This window comes from Stenotrophomonas sp. LM091, from assembly GCF_001806305.1.
Classification (GTDB): domain Bacteria; phylum Pseudomonadota; class Gammaproteobacteria; order Xanthomonadales; family Xanthomonadaceae; genus Stenotrophomonas; species Stenotrophomonas bentonitica_A.
Genome location: NZ_CP017483.1, coordinates 3,489,182 through 3,506,456 on the forward strand (window position 1 = coordinate 3,489,182; position 17,275 = coordinate 3,506,456).

At 67.5% G+C, this 17,275-nt stretch carries 15 protein-coding genes; all 15 read right to left on the bottom strand.

Annotation, left to right across the window (positions count from 1 at the left end):
- Window positions 1-172: 172 nt before the first annotated feature.
- On the bottom strand, window positions 173-2,539 hold the full coding sequence (bamA, locus tag BIZ42_RS15385; protein ID WP_070426936.1) for an outer membrane protein assembly factor BamA: 2,367 nt from the start codon (window positions 2,537-2,539) through the stop codon (window positions 173-175).
- A 73-nt stretch (window positions 2,540-2,612) separates the two neighbouring features.
- On the bottom strand, window positions 2,613-3,971 hold the full coding sequence (gene rseP / locus BIZ42_RS15390) for an RIP metalloprotease RseP (protein WP_070427564.1): 1,359 nt from the start codon (window positions 3,969-3,971) through the stop codon (window positions 2,613-2,615).
- 34 nt (window positions 3,972-4,005) lie between these two features.
- Window positions 4,006-5,196: a 1-deoxy-D-xylulose-5-phosphate reductoisomerase gene (locus BIZ42_RS15395; protein ID WP_070426937.1), complete on the bottom strand. Its 1,191-nt coding sequence runs from the start codon at window positions 5,194-5,196 to the stop codon at window positions 4,006-4,008.
- A gap of 2 nt (window positions 5,197-5,198) precedes the next feature.
- Complete coding sequence (locus BIZ42_RS15400) at window positions 5,199-6,023, bottom strand: phosphatidate cytidylyltransferase (protein WP_070426938.1); 825 nt, start codon at window positions 6,021-6,023, stop codon at window positions 5,199-5,201.
- Window positions 6,020-6,754, bottom strand: a complete 735-nt coding sequence (gene uppS, locus BIZ42_RS15405; RefSeq protein WP_087947514.1) for a polyprenyl diphosphate synthase — start codon at window positions 6,752-6,754, stop codon at window positions 6,020-6,022. Before uppS ends, BIZ42_RS15400 begins: the two co-directional genes overlap by 4 nt.
- A 41-nt stretch (window positions 6,755-6,795) precedes the next feature.
- Window positions 6,796-7,353, bottom strand: a complete 558-nt coding sequence (frr, locus tag BIZ42_RS15410; protein ID WP_019184399.1) for a ribosome recycling factor — start codon at window positions 7,351-7,353, stop codon at window positions 6,796-6,798.
- Between the two features lie 99 nt (window positions 7,354-7,452).
- Window positions 7,453-8,181 carry a UMP kinase gene (gene pyrH / locus BIZ42_RS15415; protein ID WP_019184398.1) on the bottom strand — a complete coding sequence of 243 codons (729 nt, stop codon included), beginning with the start codon at window positions 8,179-8,181 and terminating at the stop codon, window positions 7,453-7,455.
- Between the two features lie 133 nt (window positions 8,182-8,314).
- Entirely contained in the window at window positions 8,315-9,814 is a 1,500-nt protein-coding gene (locus BIZ42_RS15420; RefSeq protein ID WP_070426939.1) for a GGDEF domain-containing protein, read from the bottom strand.
- A 192-nt stretch (window positions 9,815-10,006) separates the two neighbouring features.
- On the bottom strand, window positions 10,007-10,885 hold the full coding sequence (gene tsf, locus BIZ42_RS15425) for a translation elongation factor Ts (protein WP_070426940.1): 879 nt from the start codon (window positions 10,883-10,885) through the stop codon (window positions 10,007-10,009).
- Between the two features lie 126 nt (window positions 10,886-11,011).
- On the bottom strand, window positions 11,012-11,836 hold the full coding sequence (gene rpsB, locus BIZ42_RS15430; RefSeq protein WP_019184395.1) for a 30S ribosomal protein S2: 825 nt from the start codon (window positions 11,834-11,836) through the stop codon (window positions 11,012-11,014).
- Window positions 11,837-12,050: 214 nt separating this feature from the next.
- Window positions 12,051-12,761 (bottom strand): fimbria/pilus periplasmic chaperone, encoded by a 711-nt coding sequence (locus BIZ42_RS15435; RefSeq protein WP_070426941.1) that lies wholly within the window; start codon window positions 12,759-12,761, stop codon window positions 12,051-12,053.
- Window positions 12,761-13,039 (bottom strand): hypothetical protein, encoded by a 279-nt coding sequence (locus tag BIZ42_RS15440; protein ID WP_070426942.1) that lies wholly within the window; start codon window positions 13,037-13,039, stop codon window positions 12,761-12,763. Before BIZ42_RS15440 ends, BIZ42_RS15435 begins: the two co-directional genes overlap by 1 nt.
- Window positions 13,040-13,114: 75 nt before the next feature.
- Window positions 13,115-14,164, bottom strand: coding sequence for a spore coat U domain-containing protein (locus BIZ42_RS15445; protein WP_070426943.1), 1,050 nt, complete (start codon window positions 14,162-14,164; stop codon window positions 13,115-13,117).
- The gene (locus tag BIZ42_RS15450) at window positions 14,161-16,509 is read right to left on the bottom strand and encodes a fimbria/pilus outer membrane usher protein (protein WP_070426944.1); all 2,349 of its coding nucleotides are present in this window, start codon (window positions 16,507-16,509) and stop codon (window positions 14,161-14,163) included. Before BIZ42_RS15450 ends, BIZ42_RS15445 begins: the two co-directional genes overlap by 4 nt.
- A gap of 13 nt (window positions 16,510-16,522) precedes the next feature.
- The gene (locus BIZ42_RS15455; protein ID WP_070426945.1) at window positions 16,523-17,269 is read right to left on the bottom strand and encodes a molecular chaperone; all 747 of its coding nucleotides are present in this window, start codon (window positions 17,267-17,269) and stop codon (window positions 16,523-16,525) included.
- Window positions 17,270-17,275 lie beyond the last annotated feature (6 nt).

Consider the following 17,275-nt stretch of genomic DNA (forward strand, 5'->3'; position numbering starts at 1 on the left):
ATCGCTCCCAGCGCCAAAACGAAAACGCCGGGCAAAGCCCGGCGAATGCGTACCGCGTCTGGTGGAGAGGCACCCTTCTGTCAAGGGGGCCGCGCCGACGGCGCGGGGGATAGGAGGAATCGTTGGGCCCCAAGGTTTGCTGCGCAAACCTTGGGCAATTTGCGTCAGGCGGTCAGAACTGACCGCCGAACGTGAATTGCAGACGCTCCACCTCGTCGCCGTCTTCCTTCTTGAGCGGGAAGGCGTAGCTGATCGAGATCGGGCCGACCGGGGCGCGCCACAGCAGGGCCACACCGGTGGAAACGCGCAGTTCGTTGGCCTTGAAGTTGTCCACGCCGTTGTAGACGTTGCCGAAGTCCACGAAGGCCGAGATGCGGGCCGAGGGGCTGTCGAACAGGCGCGGGAAGTAGGCTTCGACCGAACCGACGGTCTTCAGCGAGCCACCCAGCGGCTGGCCGCGGTTGTAGCTCAGGGTCGGTTCCGAACGCGGGCCGAGGGTGTTGTCCTCGAAGCCGCGCACCGAGTTGGTACCACCGGCGTAGAAGTTCTCGTAGAACGGCAGGCCCGAGGCGGTCACCACGCGGGTGCTGCCATCCGGGTTGGTGATCACGCGGGTGGTGTCATTGCCGTAGCTGTCGCCGTAGCCGACTTCGGCGCGGGTGTTGATGACCAGCTGCGGGATGATCGGCCAGTACTTGGAGAACTGGTAGTTCAGCTTGTAGTACTCAACGGTCGAGCCCGGCAGCGTGGTTTCCAGGCCCACGCGCTGGTAGGTACCGCGGGTCGGCATGAAGTAGTCGTTGCGGGTATCGCGCGCCCAGCCCAGCTCGGTGCGCCAGGAATGGAACGTGCGCTGGCCGATGGCGTCGATGTAATCGATGATCGCCTGCGGGGTCGAGCCCTGGTAGGTGGTGATCTGGTTGCTGTCGATGCCCACCATCAGCGAGACGGTGTCGTTCTCGGTGATCGGCACGCCGAACACCACCTGCGCGGCACCGTTGGTGCTGTTGTACTGCGCGGTGTTGAAGTCGGAGTAATCCAGTTCGCGCCAGGACAGGTTGTAGCCCAGCGAGACGCCGTCATCGGTGAAGTACGGGTTGGTGTAGCTGAAGCCGTAGCGCTGCAGGTAGCTGCTGCGCGAGGCTTCGACCGACACGCGGTTGCCGCCGCCGAGGAAGTTGTTCTGCGACAGCTGCACCGAGGTGGTCATGCCGTAGGACTGCGAATAGCCCAGGCCGAACACGAAGCTGCCCGAGGTGGTTTCCTTGACGTTGTAGACCACGTCGACCTGGTCGTTGCTGCCGGTGACCGGCGGCGTTTCCACGTCCACCGATTCGAAATAGCCCAGGCGCTGCAGGCGGATCTTGGAGCGGTCGATCGCAGCCTGGGAGTACCAGCTGTTCTCGAACTGGCGCATTTCACGACGCAGCACTTCGTCGGAGGTGCGGGTGTTGCCCTTGAAGGTGATGCGGCGCACCGACACGCGCGGGCCGGGAACGACCTGCATGTTGATGGCCACCGTGCGGTCGGCACGGTTGCTGGTCGGGATCGGGTTCACCTTGGCGAACGCGTAGCCGATGTTGGACAGAGAATTGGTGATCTGGTCCGAGCTGAATTCCAGCAGCGCACGCGAGAACGTGTCGCCGGACTTCTGGATCACCATGCGCTCGACATCTTCCTGCGGCAGGATGGTGTCGCCGGTGACCTTGATCTCGGAGATCTTGTACTGCTCACCCTCGGTCACGCCGGCGGTGATGAACATGTCGCGCTTGTCCGGGCTGATCGAGACCTGGGTGGAATCGATGCTGAAATCCACGTAGCCGCGGTCCAGGTACCAGCCGTTGAGCTTTTCCAGGTCGCCGGACAGCTTTTCCTTGGAGTACTGGTCATCGCGGCGGTACCACGAGGCCCAGTTGTGCTCCTTGGATTCCCAGGTTTCCAGGATGTCCTTGGCCGGGAACTTCTCGGTGCCGACCAGATTGACGTGCTGGATCTTGGCGGCCTTGCCTTCCTTGATCGCGATGGCGATGTCCACGCGGTTGCGGTCCAGCGGGCTCACCGTCGGGGTGATGTCCACGTTGTACTTGCCACGGTCGTTGTACTGGCGGCGCAGTTCCTGGGTCACGCGGTCCAGGCTGAGGCGGTCGAAGGTGCCGCCCTCGGTCAGGCCGATGTCGCTCAGGCCCTTGAGCAGCTGGTCGCTCTTGATGTCCTTGTTGCCGGTGACGGTCAACTTGTTGATCGCCGGGCGTTCCTTGACCGTGACCACGAGGATGTCGCCCTGGCGGTTGAGCTGGACGTCTTCGAAGAAGCCGGTCTTGTACAGCGCACGGATGGTTTCACCGACCTTGTTGTCGGTGATGGTGTCGCCACGTTCCACCGGCAGGTAGGTGAACACGGTACCGGAGGTGATGCGCTGCAGACCATCCACGCGGATGTCGCTGACGGTGAAGGGCTCGGCTGCCTGCGCCAGGGCGGGCGCGCCGAAACCGGCAACGAGTGCGAGGGCCAGCAGGCGGCGATTGGGGAGTCGCGTCATGTCACGTCCGGTTGGAGTCGATTTCAACATTGCGGGATGCCGGCGCATAAGACGACGACAAAAGGAAAAAAGTTCATCGCGGGACCAGGCCGAGGATGTCGTTGTAGAACGCCAATCCCATCAGCCCCGCCAGCAGCGCCAGGCCCACATACTGCCCGGCAGCCATGGCGCGCTCGCTCAGCGGGCTGCCCTTGACCAACTCGATAAGGTAATACAGCAGGTGCCCGCCGTCCAAGATGGGGATGGGCAACAGGTTGATGATGCACAGGCTCAGCGACAGCAGGGCCAGGAAATACAGGAACCAGTCCAGGCCACGTTTGGCCGAGACATTGGCGACCCGGGCAATGGTGACCGGGCCGGAGATGTTCTGCAGCGAGGCATTGCCGGTGACGATGCGGCGCATCATTCCCAGCGAATCCCCCGCCATCCGGGCGGTTTCACGCAGGGCGACCGGCACTGCCGCAAACGGCCCGAACTTGAGCTCAGCGTCGTATGCCAGGGCATGGGTCTCGGGGAAACCGATCCCGATCTGCCAGGTCGGCTGGCCGCGGCCGTCCACGCCCTGGCGGGGGGTGATCTCCAGCGCCAGCCGCTCGCCGCCGCGCAGGACGTCGATCATGCCGGGCCCACCGCGCTGGCCGAGCGCGGCAATCTGCGCCGGGACCTGGTCGGCACCTTCGATGCGCTGGCCGTCCACGGCCACGATCAGGTCGCCGGGCAGCAGCACGCCCTGGGCAGCCGCATCGGGCAGGACCTTGTCCACCAGCGCCGGCTGCAGCCAGAACTGCCAGCTCAGCCCGGTCAACTGGGGAACGCGGCGCTCATCGAAGCCGGCCGGTAGCTGGGACAGGGGCAGGGTGCGGGTGCGTACCTGGTCCAGGCCATCGAGGACCTCGACCTGGGCATCGTGACGATCCATCGCCGCGGTGGTCAGCGCCATGCTGGCCTCGCCGGCGGTGGCCACGCTGCGGCCATCGACCTTGACCACACGGTCCCCGGCCTGCAGCCCCGCGGTCTGGGCCATGCCGGTGGTGCGGCCGATGGTGGCCGAGTAATCCTGTTTGCCGATCACGAACATCGCCCACAGCAGGGCGATGCACAGGATCAGGTTGGCGGCCGGACCGGCGGCGACCACCGCGATCCGCTGCCACACCGTCTTGTGGTTGAAGGCCTGGCCGCGCTCGGCGGGATGTACTTCGACCTCGCGCTCGTCCAGCATCTTCACGTAGCCACCCAGTGGAATGGCGGCGATCGCGAATTCGGTGCCCGCGCGGTTGCGGCGCGACCACAGCGGCTTGCCGAAACCGACAGAAAAGCGCAGCACCTTGATCCCGCAGCGGCGGGCGACCCAGTAGTGACCGAACTCGTGGAACGTCACCAGCAGGCCAAGGCTGACGATCATCCACCAGACGGATCCGATGAAATCACCCATGGTGATCAGCACTGTAAGGGGGCGTGTGGGGCATTCAGGCGTGGTCGATGGCGGCTTGGGTGATCTGGCGGGCGCGCTGATCGGCGGTCAGCAGGCCCTCCAGTGTATCGGCGGACTCGCTGGACAGTGTTGACAGAGCGTTAGCGACCAGCGCTGGAATGGCAAGGAAAGCTGCCCGCCCCTGAAGAAACGCTGAAACCGCGACTTCGTTGGCGGCATTGAGGATCGCCGGGGCGGTCCCGCCGGCGGCCATGGCCTGCCAGGCGAGCTTCAGGCAGGGGAATGCCTCGGTGTCCGGGGCTTCGAAATCCAGCCGGCCCTGGGTCAGCAGGTCCAGCCCGCCGACCCCGGATTCAATGCGCTGCGGCCAGCCCAGGCCGACAGCCAGGGTGGTGCGCATGTCCGGCAGGCCCATCTGGGCCAGGGTCGAGCCGTCGACGAACTCGACCAGCGAATGCACCAGGCTCTGCGGGTGGACCAGGACGTCAATACGCTCGCCCGGCACGCCGAACAGGTGGTGGGCTTCGATGACTTCCAGCCCTTTGTTCATCAACGTCGCCGAATCGACCGAGATCTTCGGGCCCATCGACCACTTCGGGTGCGCCACGGCCTGGGCTGGGGTGACCTGGGCCAGCTGTTCGCGGGTACGGCCACGGAACGGGCCCCCGGAGGCGGTCAGGATGATCCGGCGCACGCCGGCACCGTCCAGGCTGGCATCGCGCGAACGCAGGCACTGGAAGATCGCGCTGTGCTCGCTGTCGATCGGGATGATCTCGGCCCCGGCGGCAGCGGCCTGGCGCATCAGCAGCTCGCCGGCCAGCACCAGCGATTCCTTGTTGGCCAGCAGGATCCGCTTGCCGGCCGCGGCGGCGGCCAGGGTCGAGGACAGTCCGGCCGCGCCGACGATCGCCGCGACCAGCGTGTCGCAGACATCGCTGGCGGCCAGCTGGTCCAGCGCCCCGGCGCCGGCATGGGCCTGGGTGGCCAGGCCGGCGTCACGCAGGCCGGCACGCAGGGCGGCGTACAGCGATTCATCGGCGATCACGGCATGGGCCGGGCGATGCACGGCGCACAGGGCAACCAGCGCATCGACCTGGCGGCCAGCGGCGAGCACGGTGACCTGGTAGCGGTCCGGATGGCGTGCGATCACGTCCAGCGCGGATGCGCCGATCGAACCGGTGGCGCCGAACACGGCGACCTGGCGGGGGGCGGAAGCGCTGGCCATGGTTAGAACCCGAAGATTTCCTTGCCGAGTGCGAACACCGGCAGGGCGGCGAGGACGCCGTCGATACGATCGAGCACGCCGCCATGGCCCGGGATGATGTGGCCCGAGTCCTTGGCACCGGCGTGGCGCTTGATCAGGCTTTCGTACAGGTCGCCCAGCACCGAGGCGAACACGGTCACCACGGCGGTGATGACCAGGCCGATCAGGTGGCCGCTGTCGATCCCGGCCAGCCAGCCGAAGCCCAGGGCCACGATCAGGCCGGCGACCATGCCGCCGCCGAGACCTTCCCAGGTCTTGTTGGGGCTGATCCGCGGGGCGAGCTTGGTGCGGCCGAAGGTGCGGCCGGCGAAATAGGCGCCCGAATCGGCGGCCCAGACCACGGCCAGCGCGGTCAGCAGCCACAGGTGGCCGCTCTCGCCACTGGCATGGATCAGCACCAGCGATGCCCAGGCGGGCACGATCGCCAGGGTGCCAGCGAGCAGCTTGAGGGCACGCGCCGGGCTGCTGGGGCTGGCGCCGAAGTTGAAGAAGCGCAGCCACAGCAGGGCCAGCAACCACCACCCGATGCCGACCAGCGCGGCGATCTGGTACAGCACCAGCGAGCCGGCATCGGCCCACACGATCAGCACCATCAGCACCAGGTTCAGCACCAGCAGGATGGTGCGGGCCAGGGTGTCTTCCACGTCGGCCAGCTTCAGCCATTCCCACAGGCCGATCAGGAACACCGCGGCAGCGGCAGCGGCCAGCCACTGGGTCGGCAGCATCAGGATGGCGAGGATGGCGACCGGCGCCATGATCAGCGCGGCGATGACTCGGGTCTTGGTCATGGGGAAGAGGTCTCGGTGGCCAAGGCGGCGATCTGGGCGCTGGTCAGGCCGAAACGGCGTTCACGCGAAGCATAGGCGTCGATCGCCTGCTGCAGGACGGCGGCGTCGAACTCGGGCCACAGTACGTCGGTGAACCACAGTTCGGTGTAAGCCAGCTGCCAGAGCAGGAAATTGCTGATGCGGGTGTCGCCACCGGTGCGGATGAACAGGTCCGGCGGCGGCAGGTCTGCCAGGGCCACGCGGCTGCTGAGCATCGCTTCGTCGATCTGCTCGGGCAGCAGGCGGCCAGCCGCGACCTCGGCGGCCAGTTCGCGAGCGGCGCGGGCGATGTCCTGGCGGCCACCATAGCTGGCGGCGATGCTCAGGGTCATCGCACGGTTGTCGGCGGTGCGTTGTTCGGCCAGCTGCATGCGGCTGACCAGCCCGGCGCCGAAGCGCTCGCGCTCGCCGATGAAACGCACGCGCACGCCACGGCGATGCAGCTCGTCCACTTCGCGGTCGAGCGCATTGAGGAACAGCTTCATCAACGCATCGACCTCATCGGTCGGCCGGCCCCAGTTTTCACTGGAGAAGGCGAACAGGGTCAATGCGGCGATGCCGTTGTCGAGGCAGAAATCGATGGTGCGGTTGACCGCGCGCGCGCCGGCACGATGGCCGATCACGCGCGGGCGACGACGCTTCTGTGCCCAACGCCCGTTGCCATCCATGATGATGGCGACGTGGCGCGGCATGGGCGCGGCAGTGCCGCTGGTCGGGGCCTGGGACATGGGGCTCAGACCGCCATCAGTTCCTTTTCTTTCTCGGCGACCACACTGTCGACGTCCTTGATGGACTTGTCGGTCAGCTTCTGGATGTCATCTTCGCCGCGCTTCTTGTCGTCTTCGCTGATCGCCTTGTCCTTGAGCAGGTTGGCGATCGCCTTGTTGGCGTCCTGGCGGATGTTGCGGATGGCGATCTTGGCGCCTTCGCCTTCCTTCTGGACCTGCTTGCCCAGCTCCTTGCGGCGCTCTTCGGTCGGCGGCGGCAGGTTCAGGCGGATGACGGTGCCGGCCACGTTCGGGGTCAGGCCCAGATCGGAGGCGTAGATCGCCTTCTCGACGTCCTTGATCATGCCCTTGTCGAACAGCGTGATGACCAGCGAGTGGCCCTCGGAAACGCTGATCGAGGCGACCTGGTTCAGGGGGGTGTCGGTGCCGTAGGCCTTGACGGTGATGCGGTCCAGCAGGGCCGGGGAAGCACGGCCGGTGCGGATGGAGGTGAGGGTGTGCTTCAGAGCATCGATGCTCTTTGCCATGCGCGTCTGCGCGTCCTGCTTGATTTCGTTGAGCATCGCCCGAATCCTGGATGTAACTGGGAATCGGGCGATTATAGGCGAATACCGACCCTTTCCGGGCCGTTCAGGGCGCCCGGCGTGGGGCGCCGCTCAGGCTCAGGCGTTGTCGCGGCCCTGGACCAGGGTACCGATGTTGTCGCCGTGCAGGATCTTGAGCAGCTCGCCCGGCTGGCCCATGTCGAACACGCGCAGCGGCAGGTCGCTGTCGCGGGCCAGCGCGAAGGCGGCGGTATCCATCACTTCCAGGCCCCGGCGGATCACTTCGTCGTAGGTCAGGCTGTCGAAACGGACCGCGTCGCTGTACTTGTTCGGGTCCTTGTCGTACACGCCGTCGACCTTGGTGGCCTTCAGCAGCAGGTCCGCGCCGATCTCGATCGCGCGCAGGGCGGCGCCGGAATCAGTGGTGAAGAACGGGCTGCCGACGCCGGCGGCGAAGATCACCAGGCGGCCCTTTTCCAGGTGGCGGATGGCACGGCGGCGGATGTAATCCTCGCAGACGTCGTTGATCTTGATCGCGCTCATCACGCGGGCCTTGGCGCCCAGCTTTTCCAGGGCGTCCTGCATGGCCAGCGCGTTGATCACGGTGGCGAGCATGCCCATCTGGTCGCCGGTGACCCGGTCCATGCCGCCTGCGGCCAGGCCGGCGCCGCGGAAGATGTTGCCGCCGCCGATCACCAGGGCCACTTCGGCGCCGGCCGCCTGGGCTTCCATCACCTCACGGGCGAGGCGGTGGATCACCTTGGGGTCGATGCCGTAGTCCTCGTCTCCCATCAGCGCCTCCCCGGAAACTTTCAACAGGATGCGGCGATAGGCGAGCTTTGACATGGCGATCTCTGGGTGCGTGGAAAACGCCCGGATTCTACTGGAAGCCGGGCCATCGGGCAGCATAAATTTGCTGCGGTGCGGCGCATGGGGGCGCTGTGGGGGCCGTGATGACGGCCCCGCGCGGGGGTAACGCTCAGGCCGGTGCGGTGCTGGGCGAGCGCGCGATGACCCGGTTGCGGCCCAGGTTCTTGGAGCGGTACAGCACGTCGTCGGCGGCCTTGAGCAGATCCTGGACATCGGCGAAACGCTCATAGCCCCCCTGGGTCGCCACGCCTGCCGAGAAGGTCACGAACAGCGGGCCGCTGGCGACTTCGGCCATCGGCGTGTTGACGATGCTGGCCAAGACCCGGCGCACCACTTCCAGGGCGACCGGCTCGGTGGTGTTGGGCAGCAGCGCGATGAATTCCTCGCCGCCGAAGCGGGCCACCGTGTCGCTGTTGCGCAGCTGCTCCTGCAGCTTGGTGGCGAACATGCGCAGCACCTGGTCACCCATCAGGTGGCCATGGGCGTCGTTGATCTTCTTGAAGTCGTCCAGGTCGATGAAGGCGACCGAAAGCGGCCAGCCATGCCGGGTGGCGCGCAGGAATTCCTGCTCGAGCACGGCTTCCAGCTGGCGGCGGTTGAGCACGCCGGTGAGGGCGTCACGGTGCGCCTGCTCGGCCAGCCGGTTGGCGCGCGCTTCGAATTCATCCGCCCGCTTGCGGGCCAGGGCGGCATCCTGCATCTCGCGCAGGTTGCGCAGGGTGGCCAGCTCCTGGGCATGGTCGATCAGCTGCTGCACGCGCGAGGGCGAGAACAGCGGGGTCTCGAACAGGGTGCTGATGTCCGGCAGCGATTCACCGATGCGGCCCAGAACCTGGTCGAACTGGGCGCTGTCCAGGCCGAGCGTGTCATGTACCTGCTGCAGGGCGTGCTCGCGCGCGGCATCGGCATCGGTGCCGAGCCAGATATCGGCCACCGCGCCGGACAGGGCGACGCAGTTCTGGAAATTGTCATCGCCGGTGGCGGGCGATTCGCTGTGCGCGATGCTGTCCACCAGGTAGCGCGGCAGGCCCCATTCCTCGGCGACCCACGCGCCGACGTCGGCGTGGCTGCACTGCAGGTGTTCGCGCTCTAGGGCGACCAGCGCGTCGTTGTCGGTGGCCTGGCGCAGCAGCGGCAGGTAGGTGTCCGGTTGCGCCTGGGCCAGGGCCAGCACGCCGATATCCTGCAGCAGGCCGGCCAGCATCAGCTCTTCGGCTTTGCGCAGGCCGCGCGCCTGCCCCAGCAGGCTGGCGGCCAGGGCGCTGAGGATGCTGCGGCGCCACGCGCGCTCGCGCAGGTCCTGGCCGTCACCGGCGGCGGTCAGGTTCTGGGTCACGGTGAAGCCGAGGGCCAGGCTGACCGTGGCATTCAGGCCGAGCATCGTCAGCGCCTGGCCGAGATTCTCGATCCGGCGGCGGCTGGCATACAGCGGCGAATTGGCGATGCGCAGCATGCGGGCACTCAACGCCATGTCGATGGCGATGATGTCGGCGGCGGTGGTGATGTCCGCTTCCGGATCCTGCGCCAGTTCGATGATGCGCAGGGCAATACCGGGCGGGGAGGGCAGGTTGCGGCAGAGCGCCAGGGCGGCTGTCAGCTCGGGAGGCATGGCGGGGTTGTCAGTATGTTGGGGCAAGAATACCTGAGGTGCATCACAGTTTCGTCCTTGATTTCTTGCGTTGACGCGGCAGATCGGTTTGGGAGTATTGCCCTGATCCGGCACACAAAGCAAAGCCAGTGGACAAAAAAAAGAAGCCGCGGAGTCCGCGGCTTCTTTCGTAACACATTCGAGCAGTGAAGATCAGGCCAGGCCGGCCTGCTTCATCACTTCGGCGGCGTAGTCTTCCACCACCTTCTCGATGCCTTCGCCGACCGCCAGACGCTGGAAGCCGACCACGTCGGCACCGGCGGCCTTGAGGACCTGCTCGACCGACTGGTTGGTGTCCAGCACGTACGGCTGGCCGTACAGGGTCACTTCGTTGACGATCTTGGCGATCTTGCCGCTGATGATCTTTTCCAGGATATCGGCCGGCTTGGACTTGTCCTTGTCGGACATCTTGGCCAGTTCGATTTCCTTTTCCTTGGCAACGAACTCGGTCGGCACATCGGCGGCCTTGTTGTGCGGCGGGTTCATGGCAGCCACGTGCATGGCCAGGCCACGGGCCAGCTCTTCGTTGCCACCGGCCAGCTCGACCAGCACGCCGATGCGGCCGCCGTGCACGTAGGCAGCGACGTTGTTGGTCGATTCCAGGCGCACGATGCGACGCACGTCGACCTTCTCGCCAACCTTGGCGATGACGGCGGCGCGGGCTTCTTCGATCGTCTCGCCGGACGGCAGCTTGGCGGCCTTCAGGGTGTCGATGTCGGCAGCGCCCGAGCTCAGTGCGGTGGCAGCAACAGCCTTGGTGAAGTCCAGGAAGTTGCTGTCCTTGGCGACGAAGTCGGTTTCCGAGTTGACTTCGACCAGCACGGCCTTGCCGCCGTCCTGGGCCGCCACGATGATGCCTTCGGCAGCCACGCGGTCAGCCTTCTTGTCGGCCTTGGCCAGGCCGGACTTGCGCAGCCATTCGGCCGAGGCGTCGATGTCGCCGCCGTTTTCGACGAGTGCCTTCTTGCACTCCATCATGCCGGCGCCAGTGCGCTCGCGCAGTTCCTTGACCAGGGAAGCAGTGATTTCCACGGGATTTCCTCACGAAAGAAAGGGGTTGGGCCGGCATGGTGGCCGGCCCGTATGACAGTGTCCTGTCGTCGCGCCATCGGCAGCGGACAGGAGCGGTGGGCGCGCTGCGCCCACCGCGGGCCTGGATCAGGCCTGGGCTTCGCCAGCAGCCGGCGCGTCGGCGGCCGGAGCAGCAGCCTTCTTGGCCGGAGCGCGGCGGGCCGGCTTGGCTTCTTCGCCAGCAGCGGCTTCGCTGAACTCTTCTTCACGCACGGTGGCGGCGTGCGGCGCAGCAGCCTTGCCTTCCAGCACGGCGTCGGCAGCGGCGCGGGCGTACAGCTGCACGGCACGGATGGCGTCGTCGTTGCCCGGGATCGCGTAGTCGACCAGTTCCGGGTTGTAGTTGGTATCGACCACAGCGATCACCGGGATGCCGAGCTTCTTGGCTTCCTTGATGGCGATGTCTTCGTGGCCGATATCGATGACGAAGATCGCGTCCGGCAGACGGTTCATGTCCTTGATGCCGCCCAGCGAGGCTTCCAGCTTGTCGCGCTCGCGACGCAGGCCCAGCACTTCGTGCTTGACCAGCTTGTCGAAGCTGCCGTCGGTCTCACCGGCTTCCAGTTCCTTCAGGCGGGCAACCGACTGCTTCACGGTACGGAAGTTGGTCAGGGTGCCGCCCAGCCAACGCTGGTTCATGAACGGCATGCCGCAACGCTCGGCTTCTTCACGGATCGACTCGCGGGCGCTGCGCTTGGTGCCCAGGAACAGGATGGTGCCGCGCTTCTGCGCAACGCTGGAAATGAAGTTCATCGCGTCATTGAAGAGCGGAACGGTCTTTTCCAGGTTGATGATGTGGATCTTGCCGCGGGCGCCGAAGATGTACTGGCCCATCTTGGGGTTCCAGTAACGGGTCTGGTGGCCGAAATGGACGCCGGCTTCCAGCATCTGACGCATGGTGACCTGGGGCATTGCAGTAACTCCTGATAGGGAACCGGCCGCCACGGGTAATAGTTGGGCGGTCCGCCGCAAGGCGGGTGGTTCCGGGGTTTGGCTTCCCTGTCGCTTCCGTGACCGAACTCCTTGCGGAGCACCCCGGCACGGATATGGGCGGCAGGTGTGGATTCACCGGTGACGTCCGGTGTTGACGTGTTCCCTGCTTCGATGAGGCAGGAGATCCGGTCGATTATAGCCCGGCCCCGGCCCGCGCCGCAATCTCGGCGGGCGGGGCGGCCAGGATTGCTTCGGCGGCATGGTCCAGGCGGGCAAGGAAACGGCCGTTGGCATAGCCGTCAGGGCGGGCCGGCAGGGCCCAGCTGCGGGTACTGTGCGGCAGGACGTACCCGGCCAGTCCATCGATCAGGGGCTGGCGTCGGCCGCGCGCATCCACATACACCAGATCGGCAAGGTGGGCATGGGCCGCGCCTTCATTATAGAGGCGCAACACCGGCGCGGCGGGGCTGCCGGCCGCCGCCACGCGCAGGCGCGAGCCGGTGGCAGGGATGCTGGGTTCGAGGAACACCGGCAGGGAATAGCGCGCGGCGCCGGCGGCGGCCTCCGGCCCGGGGCTGAGCACCAGCCGGTATCCCTGTTCAACGGCCGCCGGCGCCGTCCCCAGCCGGACCACGCGCACGCGCTGGCCGCCGCCCGGGGCGATGGCCAGATGGGTCGGGCTCACGGCCACGTCGTCGGCGGGGAGCAGGCGTTCCTGGTCGCCCGCCTGCTCCCATCGGTACAGCCGGGCCTGGCCGCGCCAGGCGGTGCTTCCGGGGTTGCCCAGCCACAGTTCGGCCTGTGCCGCATCGGCCGGCACCGAGACACGGACCGGACGGATTTCCAGTGCCTGCGCGGGCAGGGCGGTCACGGCGATCAGCAGGGCAACCGGCAGCCATTGCATCAGTAGGTCACGGTGACAGGCGCGGTGCGACCGGTATCCGCGATGGCCGGACTCAATGCGGCCACCTGCGCGGGCACCGGATGCAGCGCGTCGCCTCGCTGGCGCGCGGGCCGGCAGGTGGGCAGCGCCTCCGCCCCGGGGCTGCGGCAATCGGCAACGATCCTTACCGCCACCTGCAGCGTGGCCGCGCTGCCTGCGCCGGGCCGCGCGGCGGCCGGCACGGCGGCGTACACGGCCAGCAGCCAGGCGAGGACGAAGGAAGGGGGGCGCGCGGGCATCGTGCATCGCACTGCGGAGGGATGCGAGCGTTAGCGGCCGCGACGGCCACGGCTTGAGGGCCTGGCCGGCGCTGTTCAGTAGGTGATCGTGACCGTGATGACGTCGCTGTAGCTGCCCTGGGCGGGCACCGCGCCGACGCTCGGCGGGGCACGCCCATACACGGTGAGGGTCTGCGCGGCGCCAGTGCCGGTGCCGGCCAGGGTGTCGGTGTTGAGCGTGTTGCCCCAGCGCTGGGAGCGCCCAGCGTTCCGGTACAGCTCGTAGGGGATGTAGTAGACGCTGCCGTCCAGTGCAGTGAAGCGCATGCGGCGCACGTTGCCCGATGCGTTCTGCCCGTTGTTCAGGCCGACGCTGTAGGCGGTGCGGTTGATGCAGGTCAGGCCGATCGTCGAGGTGCGGTCAAGGTTGGCGGTGATCGCCCCCGCGTTGCTGCCGAAATCCATGTCGGTCGTGACGTAGGTACTGCACTGGGGCAGGACGTTGGCGCTGACCGTGAACGGGAAGGCGCCATCGGCTGTTTTGTGGCCGCTGACCCCGCTGGTGCTGGTGCACAGCGCCGGCGGCTGGGCGATGCCGATGATGCTCTCGTTGTAGGCGTACTCCAGGCTGACGTTGGCGGCGGTGAAGCTGCTGGCAAAGGCGCCGGCCGACAGCACCTGCGCGGCGGGCACCTGCCCGTAGAGCGTGACCGATTGGGCGCCGCTGCCGCCGGTGATCAATGGCACCCCGTAACTGAGGGTCACGATGGCTGCCGGCGGCGAACCGCCCGGCACCGCGCCCCACACCGTGGTGCGGCCACCGTTGGTATAGAGCTGGAATGCCATCGGATCGGCGGTGGTGTTGCTCATGCTGCGGCTCGGCAGCAGCGTGCTGCCGGTGCTGCCGGTGCCGATCTTCAGGCAGGCGCGCACGCTGGCGCTGCCCAGCACGCTCAGCGCGGTGGTGTTGCAGGTGATGGTGAAGCTGGTCATGGCATCGGTCGCGCTGGCCGCGCCATTGGTGATGGTGCCGAACGCCAATGCGCCTGGCGCCGTGGCCGTGCAGGTCGTATCCGCGCGTGCCCGGGGTGCCCAGCACAGGGCCATCAGCATCAGCACGATCATGAGCGTACGCGCGCCGGTCATGGTGGGGAGGTCGGCACGCAGCGCAGCGGCCCGACGCGGGGTACGCCGGGGGAGGTGGCGGTGACGGGCGGGTCCAGGCGTACGCTGCAGTGCCCTTCGGGCAACTCGACCTGCAACTGGGCCGGCAGCACGACATCTTCCAGATAGGTCTCCCCGTCGTAGCCCACCGAGGCAGTGCCGCCAGCGGGCAGGCGCACGCTGCTGCCGACCGGCAGCGGGGCCCCGGCGTCATCGTGCAGGATCACGCGCATGGCCCGGGTGCGGCGCAGGCCGAAGTCGACGCCCAGCCCGGCGCTCTGTCGCGGCGTCACCCAGGTGTCCACCCGGTCGGCGCGCATGTCCGCCGGCAGGTCCAGCGTATCGATGGAGATCCGGTTGCGCTGCCACGACAGCAGCGGGGTCACCAGCAGCAGGCCGTTCCTGTCGGTACTGCCGATCAGCCGGTTTTCCAGCCGCACCGGGATGCCCGGGTAGCCGTCGGTGGAGACCACGGCGAAGGCGTCGGGCACCTCGCGCGCGGCGAATACATGTCCGCCCATCCACACCACGCTGCCACTGGCGCTGGCGTAGCCGTAGTCAAGATCGCCCTGGCGCGCGTAGCCCATCGAGTAGCGCCCGACCCGGTTGAGCCAGCCGAGTTCGGCCAGGCCACCGCCGCCATCGTCGCCGCCGCGCGCCTGCACCCGCCACCCGTAGCCGCCCTGGCTGCCATCGCCGGGCACGGGCTGGGACAGATCGGCGACATAGGTCATCCGTTCGCCGTTGCGTTGTGCCGACAGGCTGCTCTGGCGGTTGCGTCCCAGCGCAGCGGAGACCGACAGATAGGCACTGCGGTCATCGCTGTCGGCCAGGTTCTGGTTGAACGAGAGATAGGCCGACCAGCGATCGCCGAAGCTGCGCGACCAGAACACGCTGGCGTAGCGGTTGTCGTCGCCGTCGGGGTAACGCAGCCGGAGGTAGCTGGCGCTGAGCGAGCCGGCGCGTTGCAGGTTGATGCCCAGGGTGGCCTGCTCGCTGATGTCCGGGGGCAGGGTGTCCTGCAGCGCGCCCAGGTCGCGGTAGTGGCCGTGGGTTCGCCGGGTCAGCAGGTTGACGTTGAACCGGCGGTTGTTCCAGCTGTAGCCCAGCGCGTATTGCCCTCCCTGGAAAGCGTCATGGCGGCTGCGTGCGTAGGCGGCGTTGACCACGCCGGCGCCGCCCAGCAGCCACCAGCCGCCAGCGCCGCCATTGACCACGCCGCCGCCCCCTTCCACGTGCGCTTCGGCCGTGAAGCGATCGCTGGCGCCGTAGCGCCAGGTGGCGCTGCCGATCACGGGCGTTTCATAGGCGAACGAACGGATGCCGTAGTCCTTCCGCATCCTGCCCACGCCGGCCGACCAGTCGGACAGGCCCTTGGCGAGCAGTTGCTGCGTGCCATAGAAGGCGAAGTCCAGGGTCTGCATCCGGCCGAACGCATCGGTGATCACGACCTGGGCATTGCCGGTTCCGTTGATGCCCGGCTGGGCGGCCAGTTGGAACGGCCCGACCGGGACCTCGCCGTTGTACTGGCGCAGGCCATCCACATACAGCTCCACGTTGGACGGAACCACCGCTTCCCCCAGGAACGTGGGGGTGGGGCTCAGCACACGATAGGGCTGGAGGCCATAGTTGCGGCCGATCTGCACACCGCCCATGCGCACCGGCCGGCTCCAGTCGACGAAGCCGCTGTAGAAATCGCCCACCGTCAGCGACACGGCCGCGTCCGGGAAGTCCAGGCGCCACGCCGTATCCAGCCGCACGCTTTCGCCCCGCCACCGACGATCGGCCGGATCCTGCCAGGTGCGCTGCAATGCACTGGTTTCCAGTACGCCGTGGCCCACCCCGAACAGGCGCAGTTCGGTAGTCAGGGCCAGGTTGCCGCCGCCCTCGTTGTGGCTGCCGTAAAGGTCGTAGTTGACCAGCATGCCAAGCGAGGACGCTGCAGGCGGCGCGGTATCGGCTGCACGCTCCAGCCGCGTGGTAGGCAACGACAGCTGTTCCAGCGGGACGTCCAGCGCCAGCGTCTGCAGCGCTGCGTCGTAGCGCACGGCAACCCCGCTGAGCTGGTCCAGCGCGACCTGCTCCTCGCCCCGTGCGGAAAACCCGAGCTGGCGCAGCGTCGCGCCCGAGGCCATCAGCCTGCCCTGCAGCTCGGTGAACGGCAGCAGGCCACGCGGTGCCTGGTTGAGGGTCACATCCAGGTACAGCGTCTGTGCGGCCGTCAACGGCGTCGGCGGCGGCAACAGGGTGTCGGCCGATGCGTCGATGCCCGCGTCGGCGTCCGCTGCCATCGCGGCGCACGGGGCCAGCGTCGCGGTAAGCAGCATCCGCAGGCAGGCCTCAGCGAGCCGGCGGCGCGGCGGGCAGTGGCGTCTGGGCCGACTCGCCATTGATCTTTGCCGAGACTGTGGCGCCCGCCAGGCGGACGGCCGGGACATCCAGTGGCCAGCGCATGGTCTGTCCACCGAGTACGTAACCGAGCAGGCCGGGATGGATGATCTGCGGTCGGTCGACGGGCCCGAGGCCGATGTCGGCCAGCTGCGCGTAACTGTTGCCGCTGTTGTGCACCTCCAGGGCCGGGCGCCCGTCATCCAGGCGTGTCAGGCGTACCTGCAGCGCGTGTCCGAGCGGGCCCTCCGCACCGGGCTGGACAAACACCGGCATCGAATAGCGCAACACGAACTGCATCCCGCTGCGACGCGGATCCACCGTGGGCAGTTCATCGACGATCACCCGGTAAGCGCGCTGCGATGAGGGTGCCTCAGCGTCGCTGCGCACCACGCGGATCAGCTGCTGCTGGCCGGCCGCCAACGACTGCATCGGCGGACTCACCAGCAGGTCGGTGGTGGGCAGGAGCTGGTCCTGGCCGGTGTCCTGGCGCCACTCGAAGACCCGCACCTGCACCTGCACCGGCGTCGTACCGCTGTTGGTCAGCCAGAGCGCATCGGCGTTCTGCCGTGGCGTCAGCTGCAATGAGGTGGGGGCGACCTGCAGGCTTGCGGCGGTGGCGCTCCCCATCAGCAGCCACAGCCAGCCCAGCACCGCGCACCCGAACCGCCCAGGGCGACGCCCTGCGGAAATCGGCATGGCGGA

Excerpts from the sequence above, each read along its gene's own strand:
- bamA (WP_070426936.1), bottom strand. The coding sequence starts at position 2,539 with ATGACGCGACTCCCCAATCGCCGCCTGCTGGCCCTCGCACTCGTTGCC.
- rseP (WP_070427564.1), bottom strand. The coding sequence starts at position 3,971 with ATGGGTGATTTCATCGGATCCGTCTGGTGGATGATCGTCAGCCTTGGC.
- BIZ42_RS15395 (WP_070426937.1), bottom strand. The coding sequence starts at position 5,196 with ATGGCCAGCGCTTCCGCCCCCCGCCAGGTCGCCGTGTTCGGCGCCACC.
- BIZ42_RS15400 (WP_070426938.1), bottom strand. The coding sequence starts at position 6,023 with ATGACCAAGACCCGAGTCATCGCCGCGCTGATCATGGCGCCGGTCGCC.
- uppS (WP_087947514.1), bottom strand. The coding sequence starts at position 6,754 with ATGCCGCGCCACGTCGCCATCATCATGGATGGCAACGGGCGTTGGGCA.
- frr (WP_019184399.1), bottom strand. The coding sequence starts at position 7,353 with ATGCTCAACGAAATCAAGCAGGACGCGCAGACGCGCATGGCAAAGAGC.
- pyrH (WP_019184398.1), bottom strand. The coding sequence starts at position 8,181 with ATGTCAAAGCTCGCCTATCGCCGCATCCTGTTGAAAGTTTCCGGGGAG.
- BIZ42_RS15420 (WP_070426939.1), bottom strand. The coding sequence starts at position 9,814 with ATGCCTCCCGAGCTGACAGCCGCCCTGGCGCTCTGCCGCAACCTGCCC.
- rpsB (WP_019184395.1), bottom strand. The coding sequence starts at position 11,836 with ATGCCCCAGGTCACCATGCGTCAGATGCTGGAAGCCGGCGTCCATTTC.
- BIZ42_RS15435 (WP_070426941.1), bottom strand. The coding sequence starts at position 12,761 with ATGCAATGGCTGCCGGTTGCCCTGCTGATCGCCGTGACCGCCCTGCCC.
- BIZ42_RS15440 (WP_070426942.1), bottom strand. The coding sequence starts at position 13,039 with ATGCCCGCGCGCCCCCCTTCCTTCGTCCTCGCCTGGCTGCTGGCCGTG.
- BIZ42_RS15445 (WP_070426943.1), bottom strand. The coding sequence starts at position 14,164 with ATGACCGGCGCGCGTACGCTCATGATCGTGCTGATGCTGATGGCCCTG.
- BIZ42_RS15450 (WP_070426944.1), bottom strand. The coding sequence starts at position 16,509 with ATGCTGCTTACCGCGACGCTGGCCCCGTGCGCCGCGATGGCAGCGGAC.
- BIZ42_RS15455 (WP_070426945.1), bottom strand. The coding sequence starts at position 17,269 with ATGCCGATTTCCGCAGGGCGTCGCCCTGGGCGGTTCGGGTGCGCGGTG.